A 17,595-nucleotide genomic window follows, 5' to 3' on the forward strand; every position below is an offset into this window, starting at 1 on the left:
GGTTGAAGGGCAAGCCCATGCAGTGCGCGACGCCCTTCAGCAACGGGATTGCGAGTAACAAAACAGGGCTAGGTCAGAGTTTGGGCAGACGCGATGGGGAATCAACGCAAACCTCCTCCGCACCCCTCGTTCAAATAGCCGATAGTGGATCTTTCGTTAGGTTGCCAGTTGGTAGCTGTGCGAGGCCGGTTGTATCGTCCGTGGAGGACGCGCTTGGGTCGTGACATTTCTAATCGTGATTTCACTGTGGTCGTTGGGCTGGGGCGTCGTTCTGGTAGGGGACCAGTTGCTTCATACGCCGGCGTGGCTGAGACGACATGACTGTGCCCTTCCTGGAACAACGTTGCGCCGATTCTTAGCTTCCCTCATACCTCTTCATTCCAAATGGGCCGCACAGCCACATGACTGAGCGTTTGAAGTAGGCTGTCGAGGGCTGTTGGGTGTGTCCGAACCACGGATCGGTGATAATCGCCTTTCAGAGGCGGCCCGCACTTGAAAGATCCGTCCATTCGCCCTCTTGCCTGTTCAGCCGATGGTGCCTTCTCAGTTTTTGCTGCGGTTGAGGAACGTGGTCAGTGCTTCGACGACGAGGTCGTGGTCGGCTTTTTGCGGGAGTCCCGAGACTGTTGCGGTTGCTACGTGGCCGGTGCCTTTGACAAGTATCGGGAAGGCTCCGCCGTGGGAGGCATAGCGGCTTTGGTCGAACCATCCGTTGTCTTCGAGTCTGCCTCCGCCGAGTCGGCCTTTGAGTCCGGCCAGTAGTGAGGGTTCGGCGTACCGCTCGGTGGTTCTGCTCTTTCTCTGAACCCAAAGCTCGTTGTCGGGCGTCGCTCCGGGGAGGGATACATGGAAGAGGACATGCTCGTTTCGGCGGATGTCGATGGCGACCGGAAGGTTCCGCCGGGTGGCGAGATCCACGAGAAGCAGGCCGAGGGCAAGGGCGTCAGCTTGGTTGAAGCTGTTCAGGCGCAGGTCGTTGACTTCGATTTCGAGTCGGGCAATCAGGGACTGCAACGCCGCTTGAGGCTGTTCGTCGTGGGAGTCCGGGTCGAATTCCGGCTCGGAGTTAAGAGTCTCGTCGTGGACCATAAGTGGTTGTTTCCTGTCTGTTGGAGTGGCTTGCGTCCTCGCAACGGCTCCGGCGTCCGGCGAGCCTAAGTACGGGGGCGCCAGGTCGCCGTCGATGATCGGATTCTGAGTTGCGGCTGGACGAGGATCAATTGGGTCGGGATGTCCTCATTGCCGTCGGCGAGTCGCTTCATCAGCATTTCGGTGCCTTTCGCTCCGACCTCTTGCGGGAATCCAGCCACTGACGTCATGGGAGGAACCTGGCTCGCGGCGATCCGTGTGTCGTCAAAGGAAGCAACGGCGATGTCGCGGCCGGGTTCGAGGCCGCGGCGGCGCATTTCGTCGTACACGCCTTGGGCGACGATGTCGTTGTACGCCACCACAGCATCGGGAAGCCTGCCCAGGTCAAAAAGATGCCCGACGGCGGATGCGCCGCCTTCGGGGGTGATGGCGCTGCGGAATTCGTTGACGCTCCACAGTTCACAGCCGGCCTTTTCCAGGGAAACCCGGAGGCCTTCCTCCCTTTCGAGAAGCGATGGTGCCGGACGGCCGCCAAGCAACGCGACGCTTTTGCAGCCCAGGGCGGCGAGGTGGTCTGCGAGCATTCCGGCTCCCTTGACGTTCTCGCTTCCGACGTAGTCGAAACCTGCGAAGCGGCGTGCGAGCAGCACCACCGGCACATTGGCCGCATTGACTTGCTTCGCGAGTCTTTCGGGGTCGGTGTCGGGCGCGGGGAGCAGAAGCAGCCCGTCGACCTGGCGCTCAATCATGGATGCGATGATTTCGTGCTGGCGCTCGGCAAGGTCGCGGCTGTACCCGATGAAGATGGTGTAGCCGGCCTCGTGCGTGATCTCGTCGACGGCCATCGCTACTTCGGCGAAGTACGGGTTGACGATCTCGGTGACGATGAGGCCGATCGTCATGGAACGGCTTTCCCGGAGGTTGGCCGCCTGCCGGTTGTAGACGTATCCGAGTTGGGCCATGGCATCGCGTACCTTGACCGCAGTGCTTTCAGGAATGCGGGAGCTGCCCCGGACGACCAGTGACGCGGTTGATTTTGAGACGCCGGCGGCTTTGCTGACTTCTTCGAGGGTGATGCGCGGGGCCATGCTGTGTTCCTGCCGGTGGGTCGATAGGCGGGAGCGGTGCTGCCCGCCTATCGACTGTACCAACCCGCGACCTCGGAACAGCTCAGCTACGAGGCGAGCTTTTCGTGGATCGCATCCCGTGGATCCTCCAGGCTGCGGCCTTTGGTTTCGGGCACGGCGAAGGTGGCGGCGATCGTGATGGCCGTTAGGAGCGCCAGGTATCCCGCGATCGGGAGCCAGGCACCGGCTCCTGCGCCCGGGACGGTACTACCGCCTTCAGCGGTGACCGCCAACGACATGAGCCAAGCGCCGACCAGGGGAGCGATGCCCCCGGCGACAACGGCCGAGGCCTCCCTTGCCACTGATACGCCCAGATACCGCTGCCGGGAGCCGAAGAGCTCGCACATCAGGGCGCTTTGCGAGCCGAACATTCCCCATGTGCCAACACCGAGGCCGATCGAGACAACGACAATGGTCAGCACGGTGTCACCGAAGCTGAGTGCGTACCAGATGGGGAAGGCCGCGATCAGTTGGAAGATCGCGAAGGCGCGATAGGTGCGGACACGGCCGTACTTGTCGGTCAGCCACCCGGCGAGGGGCACGACGGCGGCGCCCACCGCGGCGGCGAAGACGAGCGAGAGTGCCCCGATGGGTCCCTTCATGCCGATGGCAGCGCTGGAGACATACGCGATCGCGAGGGCCTGGTAGATGGACGAGCCGCCGTTTTCGGCCATGCGCAGCCCGATGCCCAGCAGGACCGTCTTCCCGGAGCGCTTCAGGAGCGTCCTGAGGGGTCGTTCGGTGACCTGCTCGTGGGGTTCAAGTTTGGCGAAAGTGGGCGATTCCTTGAGCTTGAGCCGGATGTAGATGGCGACGCCCAGAATCAGTACGCTGGCCAGGAACGGCACCCGCCACAGCCACGTCTCGGTGATCTTGAGGGCCTGGTTCGTGTTCAGCAGCACGAAGTAGGCCAGAGCCGCGACGACGGTTCCCATTTGGACGCCGAGGAAGGGCAGGGACGCGACGAAGCCGCGCCGGCGCGCGGGAGCGTATTCGGTCATCAGGATGGATGCCCCGGCCATTTCGGCACCGGCGCCGAGTCCTTGCATGAGACGGAGCACGATCAGCAGAATGGGCGCCAGGATTCCAGCGCCCGCTCCGTACCAGTCGCCAGGAGAACCGTTGTAGGTGGGCAGCACGCCGATGAGGGTACTGGCACCTCCCATGAGCAGGACGGTGGTCAGCAGCACGAACTTACGTCCGAGCCTGTCGCCGAGCCGGCCGAAGACGACACCGCCAAGCGGCCTGACGGCGAATCCCAGGAAGTAGGTGCCGAAGCTGAGGATAAGTCCGGTCGCCGGGTTGCTTCCGGGGAAGAACAGCGGGCTGAAGACCAGCGCGGACGCCAGGCTGTACAGGGCGAAGTCGTAGTATTCCAAAGCGCTGCCCAGGGAGCTGGCCCAGGCTGCCCTTGCCAGGTCGCGGGTTGAAATGCCGGTGGGTTGTACCGGTGGATGGGTTGTTGGGGGAGTGAGGCTCACGACGGAGTGTACCTATCTGTTGGGGGTTGGAGACGTTGCTGCTGAAGGTGCCTCTTCTTGCTTGTTCTCGCCCAGGATGCGGGCCGCGACACGGAGCGCATTGGCGGCGATGGTCAGGGCGGGGTTCAACGCAGCGGAAGAGGGGAAGAAGGAGCTGTCGACGATCCAGAGGTTGTCCAGGTCGTGGGTCCGGCAGTCCGGGTTGAGGACGCTCGCGCGGGGATCATGGCCGGCGACGGCTGTGCCGCATTGGTGGGAGTTGGTCTCGATGCCCATGCGTTCGGTGAAGATCACCGGGTACCCGGCTTTGCGGACGGCCCTGCTGACACGCCGCACCAATTCTGCATGCGGCTCAAGGTTGTTTGGTTCCCACCAGACGTGGATCTTGCCGTTGACGACGCTGACTCCGTTGCTTCGCCGGGGCAAGTCTTCGGTGGTGAGGTAGATGTCGATGCTGCGGTCCGAGATCGCCTTCAGGATCGGAGTGGGCGCCCACGCTCGGGCCATCTTGAGCATGCTGGCCCGCAGCTTCCCGAGCATCTGCAGGTTTCCCAGTGGATACCGGTTGGTGGGGCCGGCTTCGTACCAGTCGTTGAGCCCGAGGGTTTTCTGCCAGAGGGTCCGGTTGATTTTGGACGGGTTGATGCCGATGAAGAACGTGCTGTTGTGCACCATGTAGTTCCGTCCGACCAGCCCTGAGGAGTTGGCCAGGCCGAGGGGGTGTTCCTTGGTGGCTGAGCGCAGCAGCAGGGCGGCGGAGTTCACTGCACCGGCGGCGAGGACGAACTTATCGGCTTCGATACGGATGATCCGGTCATCGCGCTTGGCCAGGGCGGCGACGATGGTCCGGCCGTCCGTTCCCGGGATGAGACGGATGACTTCGGTGTCGGTCATCAGCGTGGTGTTGCCGGCCTCGAGTGCGGGGTTGATGGCGACCTTCTCGGCGTCGGACTTCAGTCCCGCTTCATTGGGCGCGCCGTCGCTCGTGGCGCACAAAGCCCGCATCTCCGGGGTGTCGGCGTCGAGCCCGTTGGCCATCCTGAAGGGGTGGAGCCCCTGGCTCCGCAGCGAATCCGCCAGGCCCTGGATTTCGGGTTCGTGGTCCAGCGCGGGGTAGGGGTAGGCCTCGGAGTGCGGGGGCTCGGTGGGGTCCTCGCCGATCTGGCCCCGGACCTTGAAGAGCCTTTCGGCCCGGGTGTAATAGGGTTCAAGGTCCGCGTAGCTGAAAGGCCAGGCCGGGGACACCCCATCTGCGTGCTGGGTTGCCTCGAAGTCGCTGGCCCGGAACCTGGGCAGGCAGGCGCCGTAGACCTTCGTGTTGCCTCCTACCCAGTAGTAGACGCCGGGTTTGAAGGATTCGCCGGTGCGGCCATTGAACCAGGTGTTGGCGTTCTTGTAGCGGCCCTTGAGATAGACCTCGTCCAGGTCGGAGTTTTCCGGTTCGGCCGGCAGGCGGTGGCCGCGTTCGATCAGCAGGACCTTGGCACCGGAGTCCTTCAGGGCGTAGGCCATGGTGCCGCCGCCCATGCCGGATCCGATAATGGCGATGCCGGTACGGACCACCTCGTCCGCGGACGCCGGTTCCAACGGCGTTCCCGGACGAGGTGCCTCGTCAATGGTTTCCCAGGACATCGTGGTCACCGGCTCCCCTGTGCCTCGTGGAACTGCTGGATCTGGTCGACGGTGTCCAGGAACCAGTAGTCACCCCACATGACGGATTCGTCGACGCCCAGGTCCTTGCCCTCGTGGTAGCTGCCGTGCTTGAGCACGCCTTCCCAGTCCTCGTCCGGACTGGCCAGGAAGTCGTTCTCGCTCAGGCGTTGCAGGATGTTCACTGCGTAGTCGGCATAGATTCTGGCTTTGGTGCGGTCCTGGACGAGGCCTGCGAGCTGCCAGAAACCGCCTGCCGCCGCGGCCGCTGCGGAGGTCTCGTAGGGGCGGACGGGGTTGGGTTCTTCCCAGTCGTTGGGCGGCACGAGACGGTCGCCGGTCTTTTCGATGTAGAAGTCGGCGGCGGCGATGGCGGTTTCCAGGAAGCGGCGGTCTCCGGTGAAGCGGTATACGGTGCCAAAACCGTAGAGGGCCCAGGCCTGCCCGCGTGCCCAGGAGCCGTCGTCGGAGTAGCCCTGTTGGGTGGTCTGCTTCAGGAACGCGCCGGTCTCGAGGTCGAACATTCCTTCGTGGGAGGCGGAACCGTCGCCGCGCATGAGGAAGCGCCGGGTGGTGAGGCAGTGGTCCACTGCTTTGCGGGCCATGTCCTGGTCGCCGGTCTGCTGCGCTGCGTAGAGGGCCATGTGGATGTTCATCATGATGTCGATGAACAGGCTGTCCGGCTGCCGGAAGCTGGGCATGTACTTTCCGGATTCGCGGTAGCGGCTCGCGGTGGTGCGGCCCGCCTCGACGACGACGTCGCGCTTGGTGGTGTCTCCCGTGGCTTCGAACCAGCGACGGTAGGTGGACCAGAAGAGGAAGCCGAGGTCGTGGACCGTGTCGTCGCTCTTCCGTTCCTCGATGAGTTCCGAGTAGTGCTCGGCGGCGCTGCGGAAGCGTGCCTGCTCGGCTGAGCCGGCACGGCGGGAGAGCATCCAGAGCTGGCCACCGACGAAGCCTTCGCACCAGTTCGTCCAGGCTTCACCATCGACGACCCATTTGCCTTCTTCGGTGTAGAGGGGGAAACGGTCAGGGTGCGTGGTGATGAGTGCGGCCAGTTTTGCTGAAGCGGTCTTCCAGGCTTTGGACGCGGCTTCGGCGAAGCCCGCCGGGACTTCGTAGCCTGTCGGAAGGGTGAGAGGCAGGACGGCGGGCAGCACAGCGGATGCGTACGACGGTGCGGTGGTTGTGGTGGCGGTCATGTTCGTTTCCTTTGGAGGGTTCTGGGGGGTCAGGCGCGGGGTGCGTCGGGCGCGTCGACCCAGCGGGTTTCGCGGGTGCCGACCTGCAGCTGGATGGTCTTGAGTTCGCTGAATTCGGCCAGGGCCTGGCGGCCGAGTTCGCGCCCGATACCGCTCTGGCCGTAGCCGCCGAACGGTACTTCGGGGTAGCCGTCCATCCAGCGGTTGACCCAGACGGTGCCGGCCCGCAGGTCGCGGGCGGCCGTGAGGGCCTCATTGATGTCGTTGCTCCAGATCCCGGCGGACAGCCCGAACGAGGTGGAGTTCGCGATGCTGATCGCTTCCTCGAGCGTGTCGTACGGCAGCACGGAGAGGACGGGCCCGAAGATCTCATCGGTGGCGATGGACATTTGCGCCGTGACGTCCGTGAAGACGGTGGGCTGGTAGAAGCGGCCCTCCAGGCCGGTGTCGAGCCGGCCGCCACCGGTGAGCAGGTGGGCGCCGGCTTCGCGGCCTTCGGCCACGTAGCGTTCGACGACGGCGAGCTGCGCGTCGTTGACGAGGGAACCCACCAGGGTGTCGGACTTGAGCGGATCGCCGACCCGCATGTGTTGTGCGCGTTCGACGACGGCGGCGGCGAACTCGTCGGCGATGGAACGGTGCACGATCAGGCGGCTGCCGGAGTTGCAGCACTGTCCCACGTTGAAATAGCCGCCGAACACGCCGGCGTCCACCGCGGCGGTGAAGTCGGCGTTGGCCGTGATGATCTGCGGGTTCTTGCCGCCGAGTTCGAGTTCGACCTTCTTCAGGTCCCGGCCGGCCGTGGCGGCGATGCTCTTGCCGACACCCGTTGAGCCCGTGAAGCTGACCATGTCGACCCCGGGGTGTTCGGCGATGGCGGAGCCGACTACGCGGTCGCCGGTGACGATGTTGACGACGCCTGCGGGGAAGCCGGCCTCGCGGATGAGGCCGCCCAGCATCACGGTCGTGGCGGAGGTGCTTTCGCTCGGCTTGATGACGGCGGTGTTTCCGGCGGCGAGGGCGAACGGGAGCTTCTGGCTGATGATCAGCAGCGGGAAGTTCCACGGCGTGATCATGCCGACGACGCCGATCGGTTCGTGGACCACGAGCGCCAGGGTGTCGGGCCCCAGGGCGTTGTGGGCGTCGCCTTGGGTGTTGCGGGCCAGGCTGGCGGCGTATTCCCACAACTCTGCGGTGCCGGCGACTTCGTTGCGGGACTGGGTGATGGGCTTGCCGGTTTCGAGGGTTTCGGCCAGGGCCAGTTCTTCGGCATCCCGGCGGACAAGATCGGCGACTTTCAGCAGTAGTTTGGAGCGCTGGGATCCGCTGGACTTCCGCCAGCCGCCCTCCAGGGCCCTGCGTGCGGCGGCAACGGCACGGTCGACGTCGTCCTTCCCGCCTTGGGGGAAGGATGTCACCTCGACCTCGTGTGCCGGGCTCAGCCGGGTGAAGGTCTCGCCGCTGCGGGCCTGGACGTCTTCGCCGTCAATGATCATCGGCCGGTAGGTGGGCTCGACGTCGTCGAGCGTGTAGTTCCTGGTTTCCATTTCGGGTGTCCTTAGAAAATGTTGTGTGGGTCCGGCTGATGGTGGGTCAGTTGTCGGTGAAGTGCGCGGCGCGCTTTTCCCGGAAGGCTGCAACGCCCTCGGCCAGGTCGTCGGTGGCGGCGGCGAGGCCGCCGGCCAGGGCTTCGAGTACCCGGGACGGAGCACCGTCGGCGGCGGCGTCGATGAGTTGCTTGCCCAGCTGCACGGCCAGGGGTCCCCCGGCCAGCAAGTCATCGCTGAGCTTTGCGACGGCCTCTTCAAGCTCCGCTTGGGGCGCGACGGCGGTGGCCAGGCCCCAGCCGACAGCTTCGTCGCCCGAGAGTTGCCTCCGGGTGAGGACGAGTTCCTTGGCCCGTGCCCGGCCCACCAGTTCCGTGGCGCGTTCAGTTCCGCCCCAACCGGGGACGGTGCCGAGGCCGGTCTCTGGCAGGGCGATGCGTGCCTCGGCGGCGATAACGCGGAAGTCGCAGGCCAGGGCGAGCTCCAGCCCGCCGCCGAAGGCGAGGCCGTCGACGACTGCGATGCTGGGCTGGCGGAGTCCGGCGAGGGCATCGAAGGCGCGGTGGCCGGTGGCGATCCAGTCTCGCCACATGCCGGCGGCGGAGAGGCCGGCGAAGTGGTTGATGTCCGCGCCCACGCAGAAGACCTTCTGGCCGCCTGTGCGCACGATGACGAGCCGGGCCGCGGAGGCGGCGACTTCGCGGGTTGCCGCGGCGAGATCTTCCAGCAGCCCCAGGGTGAGGGCGTTGAGTTTCGCGGAACGGTCGATCAGGATCGTGGCAGTGTGCCCGTCGGCGGAGTACTCCACGGTGACCTGTTCGGTCACTTCCTTGGTGACGGGCGCCGTTTCCGTGCTCATGGCTGTTCCTTTCGCTGGCCGCCGAGCTCGCCGGCCAAGTGTTCTGCGGCACGCATGACGATGGCCCAGATGGTCAGGGTGGGGTTGATGCCCGGGCAGCTGGGGAACGCCGCACCGGAGTACATGTACAGGTTGGGGGTGTCGTGGACCGCAAGATGCTGGTCGAGGACGGTTGCCTTGGGGTCGTGTCCGAAGCGTGCACCGCCGAGGTCGTGGCTTGAGCCGACCCCGGTGAAGTACGGGCCCTGCCACGTCTTGGTGGCACCCATGTCTTTCAGCAGCCCGGTGGCACGGTCTGCCATCCAGGAGGCCAGCCGGCGTTCGTTTTCGCGCAGCCTGTAGGTCACCCGGACCAGCGGCATGCCCAGTCCGGAGGAGTCCCGGTGCCGCGGGTCGATTTCCAGTTTGTGGGACGCGTAGGGCAGGGCATCGGGTTGGATGCGGATGACCCCCTGCTGGGACCACAGTTTCAGATGGTCACGGTAGGAGGTACCCCAGCGGGGGACGTCCTCGGGAAGGGTCTCGCGGGCGATCTGCAGGGGCAGGGCCTGCTGTTCGGCGCCGAGGGTGGCGCCGCCGATGAAGCCGTGGTCCAGGGACCTGAATTCCGAGGAGAGGTAGTCGTCAAGGACGACACCCTGCGCCGCCGGGCCGGTGTGCCGGTTGAATTCGGTCCCGGGGAAGAGCGCGTCCACGTGGCCGAACATCTTGGTCATGTAGTGCAATCCCAGTTGGCCGCTGTTGTTGCCCAGGCCGTTTTCGTGCCGGGAGTCTGCCGAGAGGTACATCAGGCGCAGGTTCTCGTAGGTGTAGGCAGAGAGGATGACGGCCCGGGCGCACTGGAGCCGGACCCGTCCGAGCGGATCAACCCACTCGACGCCGCGGGCAGCCCCGGACTCGTCCATGATGATGCGGGTGACCCGGGCGTGGGTACGCAGTTCGAAGTTGCCGGTGGCGATGGCAGCAGGCACGGGACCCAGGCCCGGGTGCCAGCGGTCGCCGCGGAAGGAGCCGAGGCCGTTGTTCCAGGCGCTGTAGCCGGTGGCAGCCCGGCCGCCGTAAGACTCCGTGGTGAACCCGACGGGGACGGGGTGCGGGTGCAGTCCGGCGGCCTTGGTGGTCTCGCTGAACTTGTTGCCCAGGATGAACGGGCGGGTCGGCGGCAGCGGCAGGGGCTTGCTGCGCTTGACGAACGGGTTGGATTCGTCGCCGGCGATGCCGATCAGGTGCTCGAGCTTCGTGTAGAAGGGCTCCAGGTCTTCGTAACTGACAGGCCAGTCGGCCAGGGTGCAGTCCTCGGGCAGCGCGTCCGGTCCATAGAGGCCGTCGTAGTGGCTCTTGGGAGCGAACTGCCAGGGGTGGAAGCGGCGCAGCCAGGAACCATAATGTCCTGCGGAACCGCCGACGCCGTTGACCATCCGGCCCAGGGAGAAGGTGGCCTCGCGGCTGTCCTCCTCTTTGTCGGTTTCGCGCCAGCGGGGAGTTTCCTGCTGGAACTTGGGGCCCAGGCCGCCGCGTGTGTAGTAAGCGTGCTCCAGCTCGTCGGGGAGGAATTCGTCGAGGGGACGGAACGGGCCCGCCTCGAGGCCCACCACGCTCAGACCGGCCTCCGCGAAGACCTGGGCGCTGAGGCCGCCCATGGCGCCGACGCCGATGAGGAGGACGTCCACTTCCTCGGTCATCTGCGGGTTGACGGCACTCTCGTAGCCAAGCTGCTTGAGCCGGTGTCCTTCAGTGTCGCGGGGGATCTCCTGCATCGCGTCCGCGAGGGTCTTGATGACCCCGCCCTTGGTGACGTGCTCGGTGCTGAGGTTTTCCTCGGCGGAATTTTCCAGCCACACCCCGGGATGCTTGAGGAATTTCCAGCCGACGCCGTCCTTGTTCCCGCCGTGGGCAGGATCGGCAAAAAGGCCTTCCTGCAGGTGGGCGACGGCCAGGCCCAAGAGATCCTGCTGTTCCTTCGCAGGAAGCTGGTCACTCAATTCGCCCTGTTCGAGCAAGACCAGCACGTCGGTGCGTTCGTCCAGGGTGAGCGCGGCGAAGTTCCGGCCGTGCTTGTCCTCCGCGTAGCGGTCCAAGGCACCGAAGAGCCATTGGTACCGGGGCAGGTCCTTCCGTCCGTAGCCTTCCAGCGTCAGGTCGAGGTAGTCGGTGACACCTGCTTCGCGGACGTCGGGGCTGTCGCCGTCGGAGGGGAACATCGCCTCGAACAATGCGTCGGCGAGTTCGGCTTCGTAGGGCGTCAGGATGCGGTGGCTTCTCATGTCAAGGTCCTTTCGGGCGTATCGGCCGTGCGTCAGTGCGCGGCCAGTGAAGGGGTACGCTGTTCGATCCGCTCGTGCAGCGGCAGCGGGGGGAGGTGGAGGCCGACCGGGGCGTCGGTGAAGAGGGCGAGGTCCATGGTCCGCAGTTGGTCGGAGACGATCAGCGGGAACTCGCTGCGGTCCAGGACGTCCTTTTGGAGGTCGACGCCAGGGGCTATTTCCGTGACGACCAGTCCCTTGCCGGTGAGCTCCAGTACTGCGCGTTCGGTGATGTATTTGACCTTCTGGCCGCGAGCCAGGGCCCGGGGGCCCGAGAACGTGACCGCCGATACGTCGTTGACCAGCTTGGTGAACGGGCCGTCCGCGCGGATGTCCAGGCCGCTCCCGCCGGCCACGATGTCGCGGCGTCCGGCGGTGAAGGCGCCCATGAAGATGATCTCCGGAGCCGAGGAGGTGATATCGGCGAAGCCGCCGACACCCGCGGTGACGTGGCGTTTTGTGGGCAGGTGATGGACGTTGACATTGCCGAGCCGGTCGATCTCCAGGAAGGACAGCAAAGAGCGGTGGAAACCGCCGCCCTGAAGAAGGGTGAACTGGTCGATGCTGGGCATGATCGCGTCAGGGTTCTGGGCGCATCCGAACGCGAAGTCCAGCAGGGGGATGCCGCCCACGGCGCCCTGTTCGATGACCCAGCTGACCTCCCGTCCCTGGCCTTCTTCGACGAGGACGTGGGGAACCAGTGCCGAGACGCCGAAGCCGAGGTTGACGATCTCGCCGGCCTTGAGCTCCTGGGCGGCGCGGCGTGCCGTGATCTTCTCGATCGAGAAGGCGACGCGGGGGAGCGAACTCAAGGGCCTGCGCAGTTGGCCGGAGATCGCGGGGTCGTTCGCGGTCAGGGTGGTCTGGAGCTGGTCTTCGGCGATCACGATCGCGTCAACGAGGATGCCGGGAACTTTTACATGCTGCGGGTGCAGGCTCCCTGCCTCGGCAAGGCGCTTGACCTGGGCGATGACGATTCCCCCGTTGTTGTGCGCGGCGTAGGCGAGGTCGAGGGCGCCAAGCGGGGATCCTTCGTCCTCGAAGGTCAGGTTGCCGTATTCATCCGCGGTGGTCGCGCGGATGATGGCGACGTCGGGTATGACTGAGGGGAAGAACAGCCATTCCTGCCCGGTCAGTGTGGCGGTCTCGACGTGCGCAGCCGGGGTGGTGTTGTTCATGCGGCCACCCTGGAGGCGCGGGTCGATGAAGGTGTCCAGCCCGACCTGGGTGAAGACGCCGGGTTGCTTCGCCGCCGCGGTGCGGTGCATCTGGTAGATGACGCCCGAGGGGAAGTTGTAGGCCTCCACTTCCTCGCGCTCGATCATCTGCCAGATCAAGGGCGGCTCCGCGCTGGAGGGGCCCGAGGGGTAGGACCCGGCAATGACCTTGCGCAGCAGACCGGGGCGGGCGATGTGGTCGATGCCTTTGACCCCGTACATGTCGCCCGCGGCGATGGGGTGCACGGACGTCAGGTTGACCGGATGGGAGGTTTCCTCGAACCGTTGACCGATCCCGGCCAGGACGCTGTCCGGGCATCCGAGGGCGCTTGAGGAACTGACGGTGATGACGTCGTCGTCGTTGATGAGCTCCGCAGCTTCGCGGGCGGTGAGGATCTGTACCTTCTGCATGGTGTTCTTTCTGGGTGTTAGTTGATGTGGACGGTGCGTCCGGAGTGTGCGGATTCCTGGGCTGCAAGGGCGACTTTGAGGGCCATGAGCCCGTCCCGGCCGGTCGCTGTCGGGGTGCCGGTTCCCTCGACGGCTGCGGTGAAGGCGCGCAGGCCGATGACGTAGAGATCCTCGGAGCAGTCGACGTCGACCGTTTGGACACCGGCCGCGTTGGTCAGTACTACCTGTCCTTTGGTGTCCTGCGTCATCGCGTCAATGACCTGCAGGGTGCCCTCAGTGCCGTGGACTTCAAGGGAGGTCCCGGCATATCCGACCGTGAATGAATCGTGGGTCTGCGCCAGGACCGCGGGTGCACCGTCCCGCTCGTAGCGGATGACGGTCATGGCGGCGTCTTCCTGGCCCCCGCTGTTCCAGGCGGCTTGCTGGACCGCGACGGCGGTGACTGCCACCGGTGTGCCGAGCAGCGGGTTGAGGACCGAGGCGTCGTGGCAGGTGATGTCAAGGATCACCCCGCTTCCGGGAGTGGTCTTCCCGAGCCGCCAGCCGCGCAGCCGTTCCGGTAGGAGGACCGCGTGGGCCACCTTGGCGGAGAGGACCGTGCCGATGGTTCCGGCCTGCACGAGTTCGCGGACTTTCGCGTGCAGCGGGCTGCCGGGCAGGTGGTGGTTGGCGGCCAAGACCAGGCCCTGTTGCTCTGCGAGATCCACCATGGCGGTTGCCTCGTCCACCCTCAAGGCCAGCGGCTTCTCGCCCAGGACGTGCTTTCCGGCCCGAAGTGCCTTGGTGGCCTGAACGAAATGCTTGTCGTTGGCGGAGGAGATGTAGACGGCGTCAATGTCCCAGCCCAGAAGCTCGTCTAGATCGGTGGTGAAGTTGGGCAGTCCGTGGCTGGCCGCGAAGTCCCGCGCCCGGTCCGCGGATCCGCTGTAAACGCCGACTGCGTCGCCTCCGCTCGCGCGGATGGCACCGATCACGCGCGTCGCGGCGATGTCGCTGGCGCCGATGAGGCCCCATTTCAGTGCTGGCATTGGTTCTCCTAGGTTCTGGGTCGCCATTGGGCGGTTGAAGCGCGGATCTTCAGCGCCGGTTCGATGAGGGATCGCTGGGGTTCCAGCGAGGAGTCGCGTATGCGGTTGAGCAGCATCCGCGCGGCTTTGCGGGCGATGAGCTCCGGGTACGTGGATACGGAGGTCAGCGGTGGCAGCAACAGCTCGGCCATCGCGATGTCGTCGAAGCTCGCCACGCAGACGTCCCGTCCGGGCTCAAGGTTCCGGCGCCGCAGTTCGGCATAAATTCCAAGGGCCACGGCGTCGCTGTAGGCGATGATGCAGTCGGGCCAGCTTCCCCGGTCCAGCACCGATGCAACGCCTTCCGCCCCGCCCATGGCATTGTTCGTGGTTGCTGCGGACAAGGAGGGATCGAAGGCCACACCGCTTCCGGCGAATCCTGTTTCCAGGCCCTTGACCCTCTCGGTCCGGGCCGAGGATTGCTCCGGGCCGCCAATCAGCACGGCCGACGACACTCCCAGTGACGATAAGTGCCGGGCGAGTTGCTGTCCGGCTGCGATGTTGTCCGGGCCGACATAGTCCAGCTCTTCGCAGAAGTAGCGGGCAAGCTGCAGCACAGGGACGGAAGAACGGTCAATGATTCCGCACATCGGGTCCAGTTCCGAGCCAATGGCCGGCAAGAGGAAGATGCCGTCCACCTGTTGTTGGACCATGGTTTCGAGCTGAAGATATTGCCGCTCCACATCGTCCCGGCTGTAGCCGACCAGGAGCGTGTAGCCGGCTTCGTGGGCGGCCTCCTCGATGGTCATCGTCAACCCCGCGAAATACGGGTTACGGATGTCCGTCACGATCAAACCCAGGGTCATCGATTCGCTGCGGCGCATGTTGGCGGCATGCCGGTTATAGACGTACCCGAGCTCGGCCATGGCAAGCCGAACCCTGTCCGAGGTCGCCTCCGGAATCCGGTCACTTCCCCGCAGCACCAAGGACGCAGTAGATCGAGACACTCCAGCGACCTTACTGACGTCGTTAAGGGTGACCTTTTTCACTGTTCTTCCATCTCCTTTCGTGCGTTGTCCAACATTTCTATCACGTTTCCTTCGAACTTGGTAGATCGATCTAATAAAAATCTACCGCCAATGTGAAGGCTAAAATCGGCCGTTGTTGCGAGTCGGGTCGTGATCGCAGAAGGCGCTGCTCGAGAAAGCCAAGGTTTCCCGTGGCTAACTGTTGCATCGATCTACCATCGTATGTAATCTGGACCACAACGCAGGCTGAAGCCGGCTTGATCCGGCGTCTGACAACCCAAAGGAGAGTAGTCATGCGTTCTTCCAACAAACTCAAGATCTCGCTGGCCGCGACGGCGGCACTAAGCCTCATTGCCGTGACCGGATGTGCTGCCAACGAGCCCGCCGGGGGCTCCAGCGGCGGAGGCGGCAACAACAAGCTGGAAATCACGTCGTGGTGGACCTCCGGTTCGGAGGCGGATGCGCTCAACGTGTTGATCGACGGGGTGAAAAAGGTTTCGCCTGGCCTTTCGGTCGACAACGCAGCCGTTTCCGGTGGCGGGGGATCCAATGCCAGGCAGGCACTGGCTGCTCGACTCCAGGCCGGCAGCCCTCCTGACACATGGCAGGTACACCCGGCGGGGCAGCTGAAGAGCTACGTCGACGGCGGCCAGGCTGCCGATCTCACAGCGCTGTGGACCGAGGGGAACTGGGCTGCCCAGATGCCCAAGGACGTCGCCGAAGCTCAACAGGTCAACGGCAAGTACTACACGGTTCCCATCGGCGTCCACCGCGGCAATGTCCTGTGGACCAATCCCTCAGTGCTCGCCAAGGCCAACGTCACGATTGACCCGGCCGCCGGCGTCGATGGGCTGATCAGCAGCCTCAAGCAGGTCCAAGCAGCGGGCGTCACTCCCGTGTGCCTGGGCGACAAGGACATCTTCGCTTCCTCGGAGCTCCTGGAGTCGCTCATCATGTCCAGGGCGGGCGCAGACAACTGGAAGAAACTCTTCACCAACGGGTACTCCTTCGACGCCCCCGAAGTGAAGCAGGCGCTGGAGGACTACAAGACGATCCTCTCCCTGGCCAACAAGGACCACTCGGCGATCACTTGGGACGAGGCCGCCAAGAAGATGACCAGCGGCGCCTGCGCGGTCAACCTCATGGGGGACTGGGCCTACGGCGAACTTCTCAATGCCGGCAAGAAGCCGGGGACCGACTTCGCATGGGTGGTGTTCCCCGGTAAAGAAGACATCTTCGACTACGTCGGTGACGGCTTCTCCATCCCGGTCAACAACATCCCGCACGCCGATGCGGCCAAGGCATGGCTGAAGACGTTGATGGATCCAAAGATCCAGACAGCCTTCGCGGCAAAGAAGGGATCCATCCCGGCCCTGAGCACCGCTGACGTGTCCGGACTGTCGCCGTACCAGCAATCCGCCGCCAAGAGCTTCAAGTCCGCGGCGGTGGTCTCCTCTTTGGCGCACGCGCAAGCGGCCCCGGCTGAATTCGCGCAGACCTATGCCGACGCTGTCTCCACCTTCAACGGCAGCGGCAACGTTGCTGCTTTCACCGCCAGCATGACGCAGGCGCAGAAGAGCCAGCTGAAGTAGCCGGCACCCCAACCAGGTCGCAACGGGTGTGGCTGCGGTCCCGCAGCCACACCCCCGGACAGGATCAGTTCACTCATGACAACCTCAACAGCACCTCAAGCGCCGGCACGCACCACGCTCCGGTCCAAGAAACAAGTACCCCACAACGTCAAGACGTCTCGGCGAGCGGCGTGGATCTTCGCGCCCAGCCTCTTGGTCAGCTTCGTCTTCGTCTACGTCTTCATCGGTATCACCGTCTATATCTCGCTTTCGAATTGGAAGATCGGTACGAGCCCGGATCTGAGCATCCGTCAGCCGTTCGGAGGCACCTATGGCGAGATCGTCCAGGAACAGCGGTTCCAGGCCGATATCCGCAACGTCGTGATCTTCACGATCGTCTTCCTGGTCCTGGCCATCCTCGGCGGACTCGTGGCAGCCCTGTTCATCCATCACGTCGCCATCGGCAAAGGCCTGTTCCGGACGGTCTTCCTCCTGCCCTACGCACTGTCCTTCATCGTCACCGGTGTTGCCTGGCGCTGGATCTTTTCGCCCTCCACGGGGGTCAACGAAATCCTACGGAACATGGGAATCCAGAATCCCCCCGGCTGGACGACAGACACGACCATCCTCGGTGCCTTGAACGACCCCACGGGCACCGATTTCCTGAAGGTCCAGTTCGGCATTCCTGTCGCCCTGCTGCCCATCATCTTCGCCGCGGCCTGGCAGCTCGTCGGTTTTGCCATGGCCATGTACCTGGCCGGGCTTGCCTCCATCCCGGAGGAACACCTTGAGGCCGCGAGCGTCGACGGTGCCAACACCTGGCAGCGCCTGCGCCACATCGTCCTGCCCCAGCTGTGGCCCTCCACCATCACCTGCTTCGTGCTCCTGCTTCACGTGGCGTTGAAGATCTTCGACCTCGTCATAGCAATGTCAGGCTCCGGCCCAGGATTCGTCACCGACGTCCCCGGCATCTACATCTACAACTACCTCACCAGCCGCTACGACAAAGCCTCAGCGATGGCGATCATCCTGCTCCTGCTGACGCTCGTAGTGATCGTCCCCTACCTCATCCGCGGCTACCGGAAAGAGCGGAAGGCATAGAA

The 17,595-nt window shown here is 64.7% G+C and carries 13 protein-coding genes; 2 read left to right on the forward strand and 11 right to left on the reverse strand.

Annotation, left to right across the window (positions count from 1 at the left end; all coding sequences use genetic code 11):
• Positions 1-543: 543 nt before the first annotated feature.
• The 11 genes from LFT43_RS08820 to LFT43_RS08870 all read right to left on the reverse strand — a co-directional run bounded on the left by LFT43_RS08820 (position 544) and on the right by LFT43_RS08870 (position 14,942).
• On the reverse strand, positions 544-1,089 hold the full coding sequence (locus LFT43_RS08820; protein ID WP_395802352.1) for a heme-degrading domain-containing protein: 546 nt from the start codon (positions 1,087-1,089) through the stop codon (positions 544-546).
• A 65-nt stretch (positions 1,090-1,154) separates the two neighbouring features.
• Entirely contained in the window at positions 1,155-2,177 is a 1,023-nt protein-coding gene (locus tag LFT43_RS08825; RefSeq protein WP_395802354.1) for a LacI family DNA-binding transcriptional regulator, read from the reverse strand.
• Positions 2,178-2,263: 86 nt separating this feature from the next.
• Positions 2,264-3,697, reverse strand: coding sequence for an MFS transporter (locus tag LFT43_RS08830; RefSeq protein ID WP_395802357.1), 1,434 nt, complete (start codon positions 3,695-3,697; stop codon positions 2,264-2,266).
• 12 nt (positions 3,698-3,709) lie between these two features.
• Positions 3,710-5,329 (reverse strand): GMC oxidoreductase, encoded by a 1,620-nt coding sequence (locus LFT43_RS08835; RefSeq protein WP_395802979.1) that lies wholly within the window; start codon positions 5,327-5,329, stop codon positions 3,710-3,712.
• Between the two features lie 5 nt (positions 5,330-5,334).
• On the reverse strand, positions 5,335-6,549 hold the full coding sequence (locus tag LFT43_RS08840) for a glycoside hydrolase family 88 protein (protein WP_395802359.1): 1,215 nt from the start codon (positions 6,547-6,549) through the stop codon (positions 5,335-5,337).
• A gap of 29 nt (positions 6,550-6,578) precedes the next feature.
• Positions 6,579-8,096 carry an aldehyde dehydrogenase family protein gene (locus LFT43_RS08845; RefSeq protein WP_395802361.1) on the reverse strand — a complete coding sequence of 506 codons (1,518 nt, stop codon included), beginning with the start codon at positions 8,094-8,096 and terminating at the stop codon, positions 6,579-6,581.
• Positions 8,097-8,142: 46 nt separating this feature from the next.
• Entirely contained in the window at positions 8,143-8,955 is an 813-nt protein-coding gene (locus tag LFT43_RS08850) for an enoyl-CoA hydratase/isomerase family protein (RefSeq protein WP_395802363.1), read from the reverse strand.
• Positions 8,952-11,219 carry a gluconate 2-dehydrogenase subunit 3 family protein gene (locus LFT43_RS08855; RefSeq protein WP_395802365.1) on the reverse strand — a complete coding sequence of 756 codons (2,268 nt, stop codon included), beginning with the start codon at positions 11,217-11,219 and terminating at the stop codon, positions 8,952-8,954. Before LFT43_RS08855 ends, LFT43_RS08850 begins: the two co-directional genes overlap by 4 nt.
• Before the next feature lie 32 nt (positions 11,220-11,251).
• A complete protein-coding gene (locus LFT43_RS08860; protein WP_395802367.1) occupies positions 11,252-12,886 on the reverse strand; it encodes an acyl CoA:acetate/3-ketoacid CoA transferase in 1,635 nt (544 codons plus the stop codon).
• A gap of 17 nt (positions 12,887-12,903) precedes the next feature.
• Positions 12,904-13,914: a Gfo/Idh/MocA family protein gene (locus LFT43_RS08865; protein ID WP_395802369.1), complete on the reverse strand. Its 1,011-nt coding sequence runs from the start codon at positions 13,912-13,914 to the stop codon at positions 12,904-12,906.
• Positions 13,915-13,922: 8 nt separating this feature from the next.
• The gene (locus LFT43_RS08870; protein WP_395802371.1) at positions 13,923-14,942 is read right to left on the reverse strand and encodes a LacI family DNA-binding transcriptional regulator; all 1,020 of its coding nucleotides are present in this window, start codon (positions 14,940-14,942) and stop codon (positions 13,923-13,925) included.
• A 272-nt stretch (positions 14,943-15,214) separates the two neighbouring features.
• Here LFT43_RS08870 and LFT43_RS08875 point away from each other — a divergent pair, with 272 nt between their 5' ends.
• Both LFT43_RS08875 and LFT43_RS08880 read left to right on the forward strand, forming a co-directional pair.
• Positions 15,215-16,513, forward strand: coding sequence for an ABC transporter substrate-binding protein (locus LFT43_RS08875; protein WP_395802373.1), 1,299 nt, complete (start codon positions 15,215-15,217; stop codon positions 16,511-16,513).
• Between the two features lie 75 nt (positions 16,514-16,588).
• Entirely contained in the window at positions 16,589-17,593 is a 1,005-nt protein-coding gene (locus tag LFT43_RS08880; protein ID WP_395802375.1) for a carbohydrate ABC transporter permease, read from the forward strand.
• Positions 17,594-17,595 lie beyond the last annotated feature (2 nt).

The organism is Arthrobacter sp. FW306-04-A (genome assembly GCF_044358315.1).
Lineage (GTDB): Bacteria > Actinomycetota > Actinomycetes > Actinomycetales > Micrococcaceae > Arthrobacter.

Bases quoted from the DNA above. Each gene is read 5' to 3' on its own strand.
- LFT43_RS08875 (WP_395802373.1), top strand. From the start codon at position 15,215: ATGCGTTCTTCCAACAAACTCAAGATCTCGCTGGCCGCGACGGCGGCA.
- LFT43_RS08860 (WP_395802367.1), bottom strand. From the start codon at position 12,886: ATGCAGAAGGTACAGATCCTCACCGCCCGCGAAGCTGCGGAGCTCATC.
- LFT43_RS08845 (WP_395802361.1), bottom strand. From the start codon at position 8,096: ATGGAAACCAGGAACTACACGCTCGACGACGTCGAGCCCACCTACCGG.
- LFT43_RS08820 (WP_395802352.1), bottom strand. From the start codon at position 1,089: ATGGTCCACGACGAGACTCTTAACTCCGAGCCGGAATTCGACCCGGAC.
- LFT43_RS08880 (WP_395802375.1), top strand. From the start codon at position 16,589: ATGACAACCTCAACAGCACCTCAAGCGCCGGCACGCACCACGCTCCGG.
- LFT43_RS08840 (WP_395802359.1), bottom strand. From the start codon at position 6,549: ATGACCGCCACCACAACCACCGCACCGTCGTACGCATCCGCTGTGCTG.
- LFT43_RS08835 (WP_395802979.1), bottom strand. From the start codon at position 5,329: ATGTCCTGGGAAACCATTGACGAGGCACCTCGTCCGGGAACGCCGTTG.
- LFT43_RS08850 (WP_395802363.1), bottom strand. From the start codon at position 8,955: ATGAGCACGGAAACGGCGCCCGTCACCAAGGAAGTGACCGAACAGGTC.
- LFT43_RS08855 (WP_395802365.1), bottom strand. From the start codon at position 11,219: ATGAGAAGCCACCGCATCCTGACGCCCTACGAAGCCGAACTCGCCGAC.
- LFT43_RS08865 (WP_395802369.1), bottom strand. From the start codon at position 13,914: ATGCCAGCACTGAAATGGGGCCTCATCGGCGCCAGCGACATCGCCGCG.
- LFT43_RS08825 (WP_395802354.1), bottom strand. From the start codon at position 2,177: ATGGCCCCGCGCATCACCCTCGAAGAAGTCAGCAAAGCCGCCGGCGTC.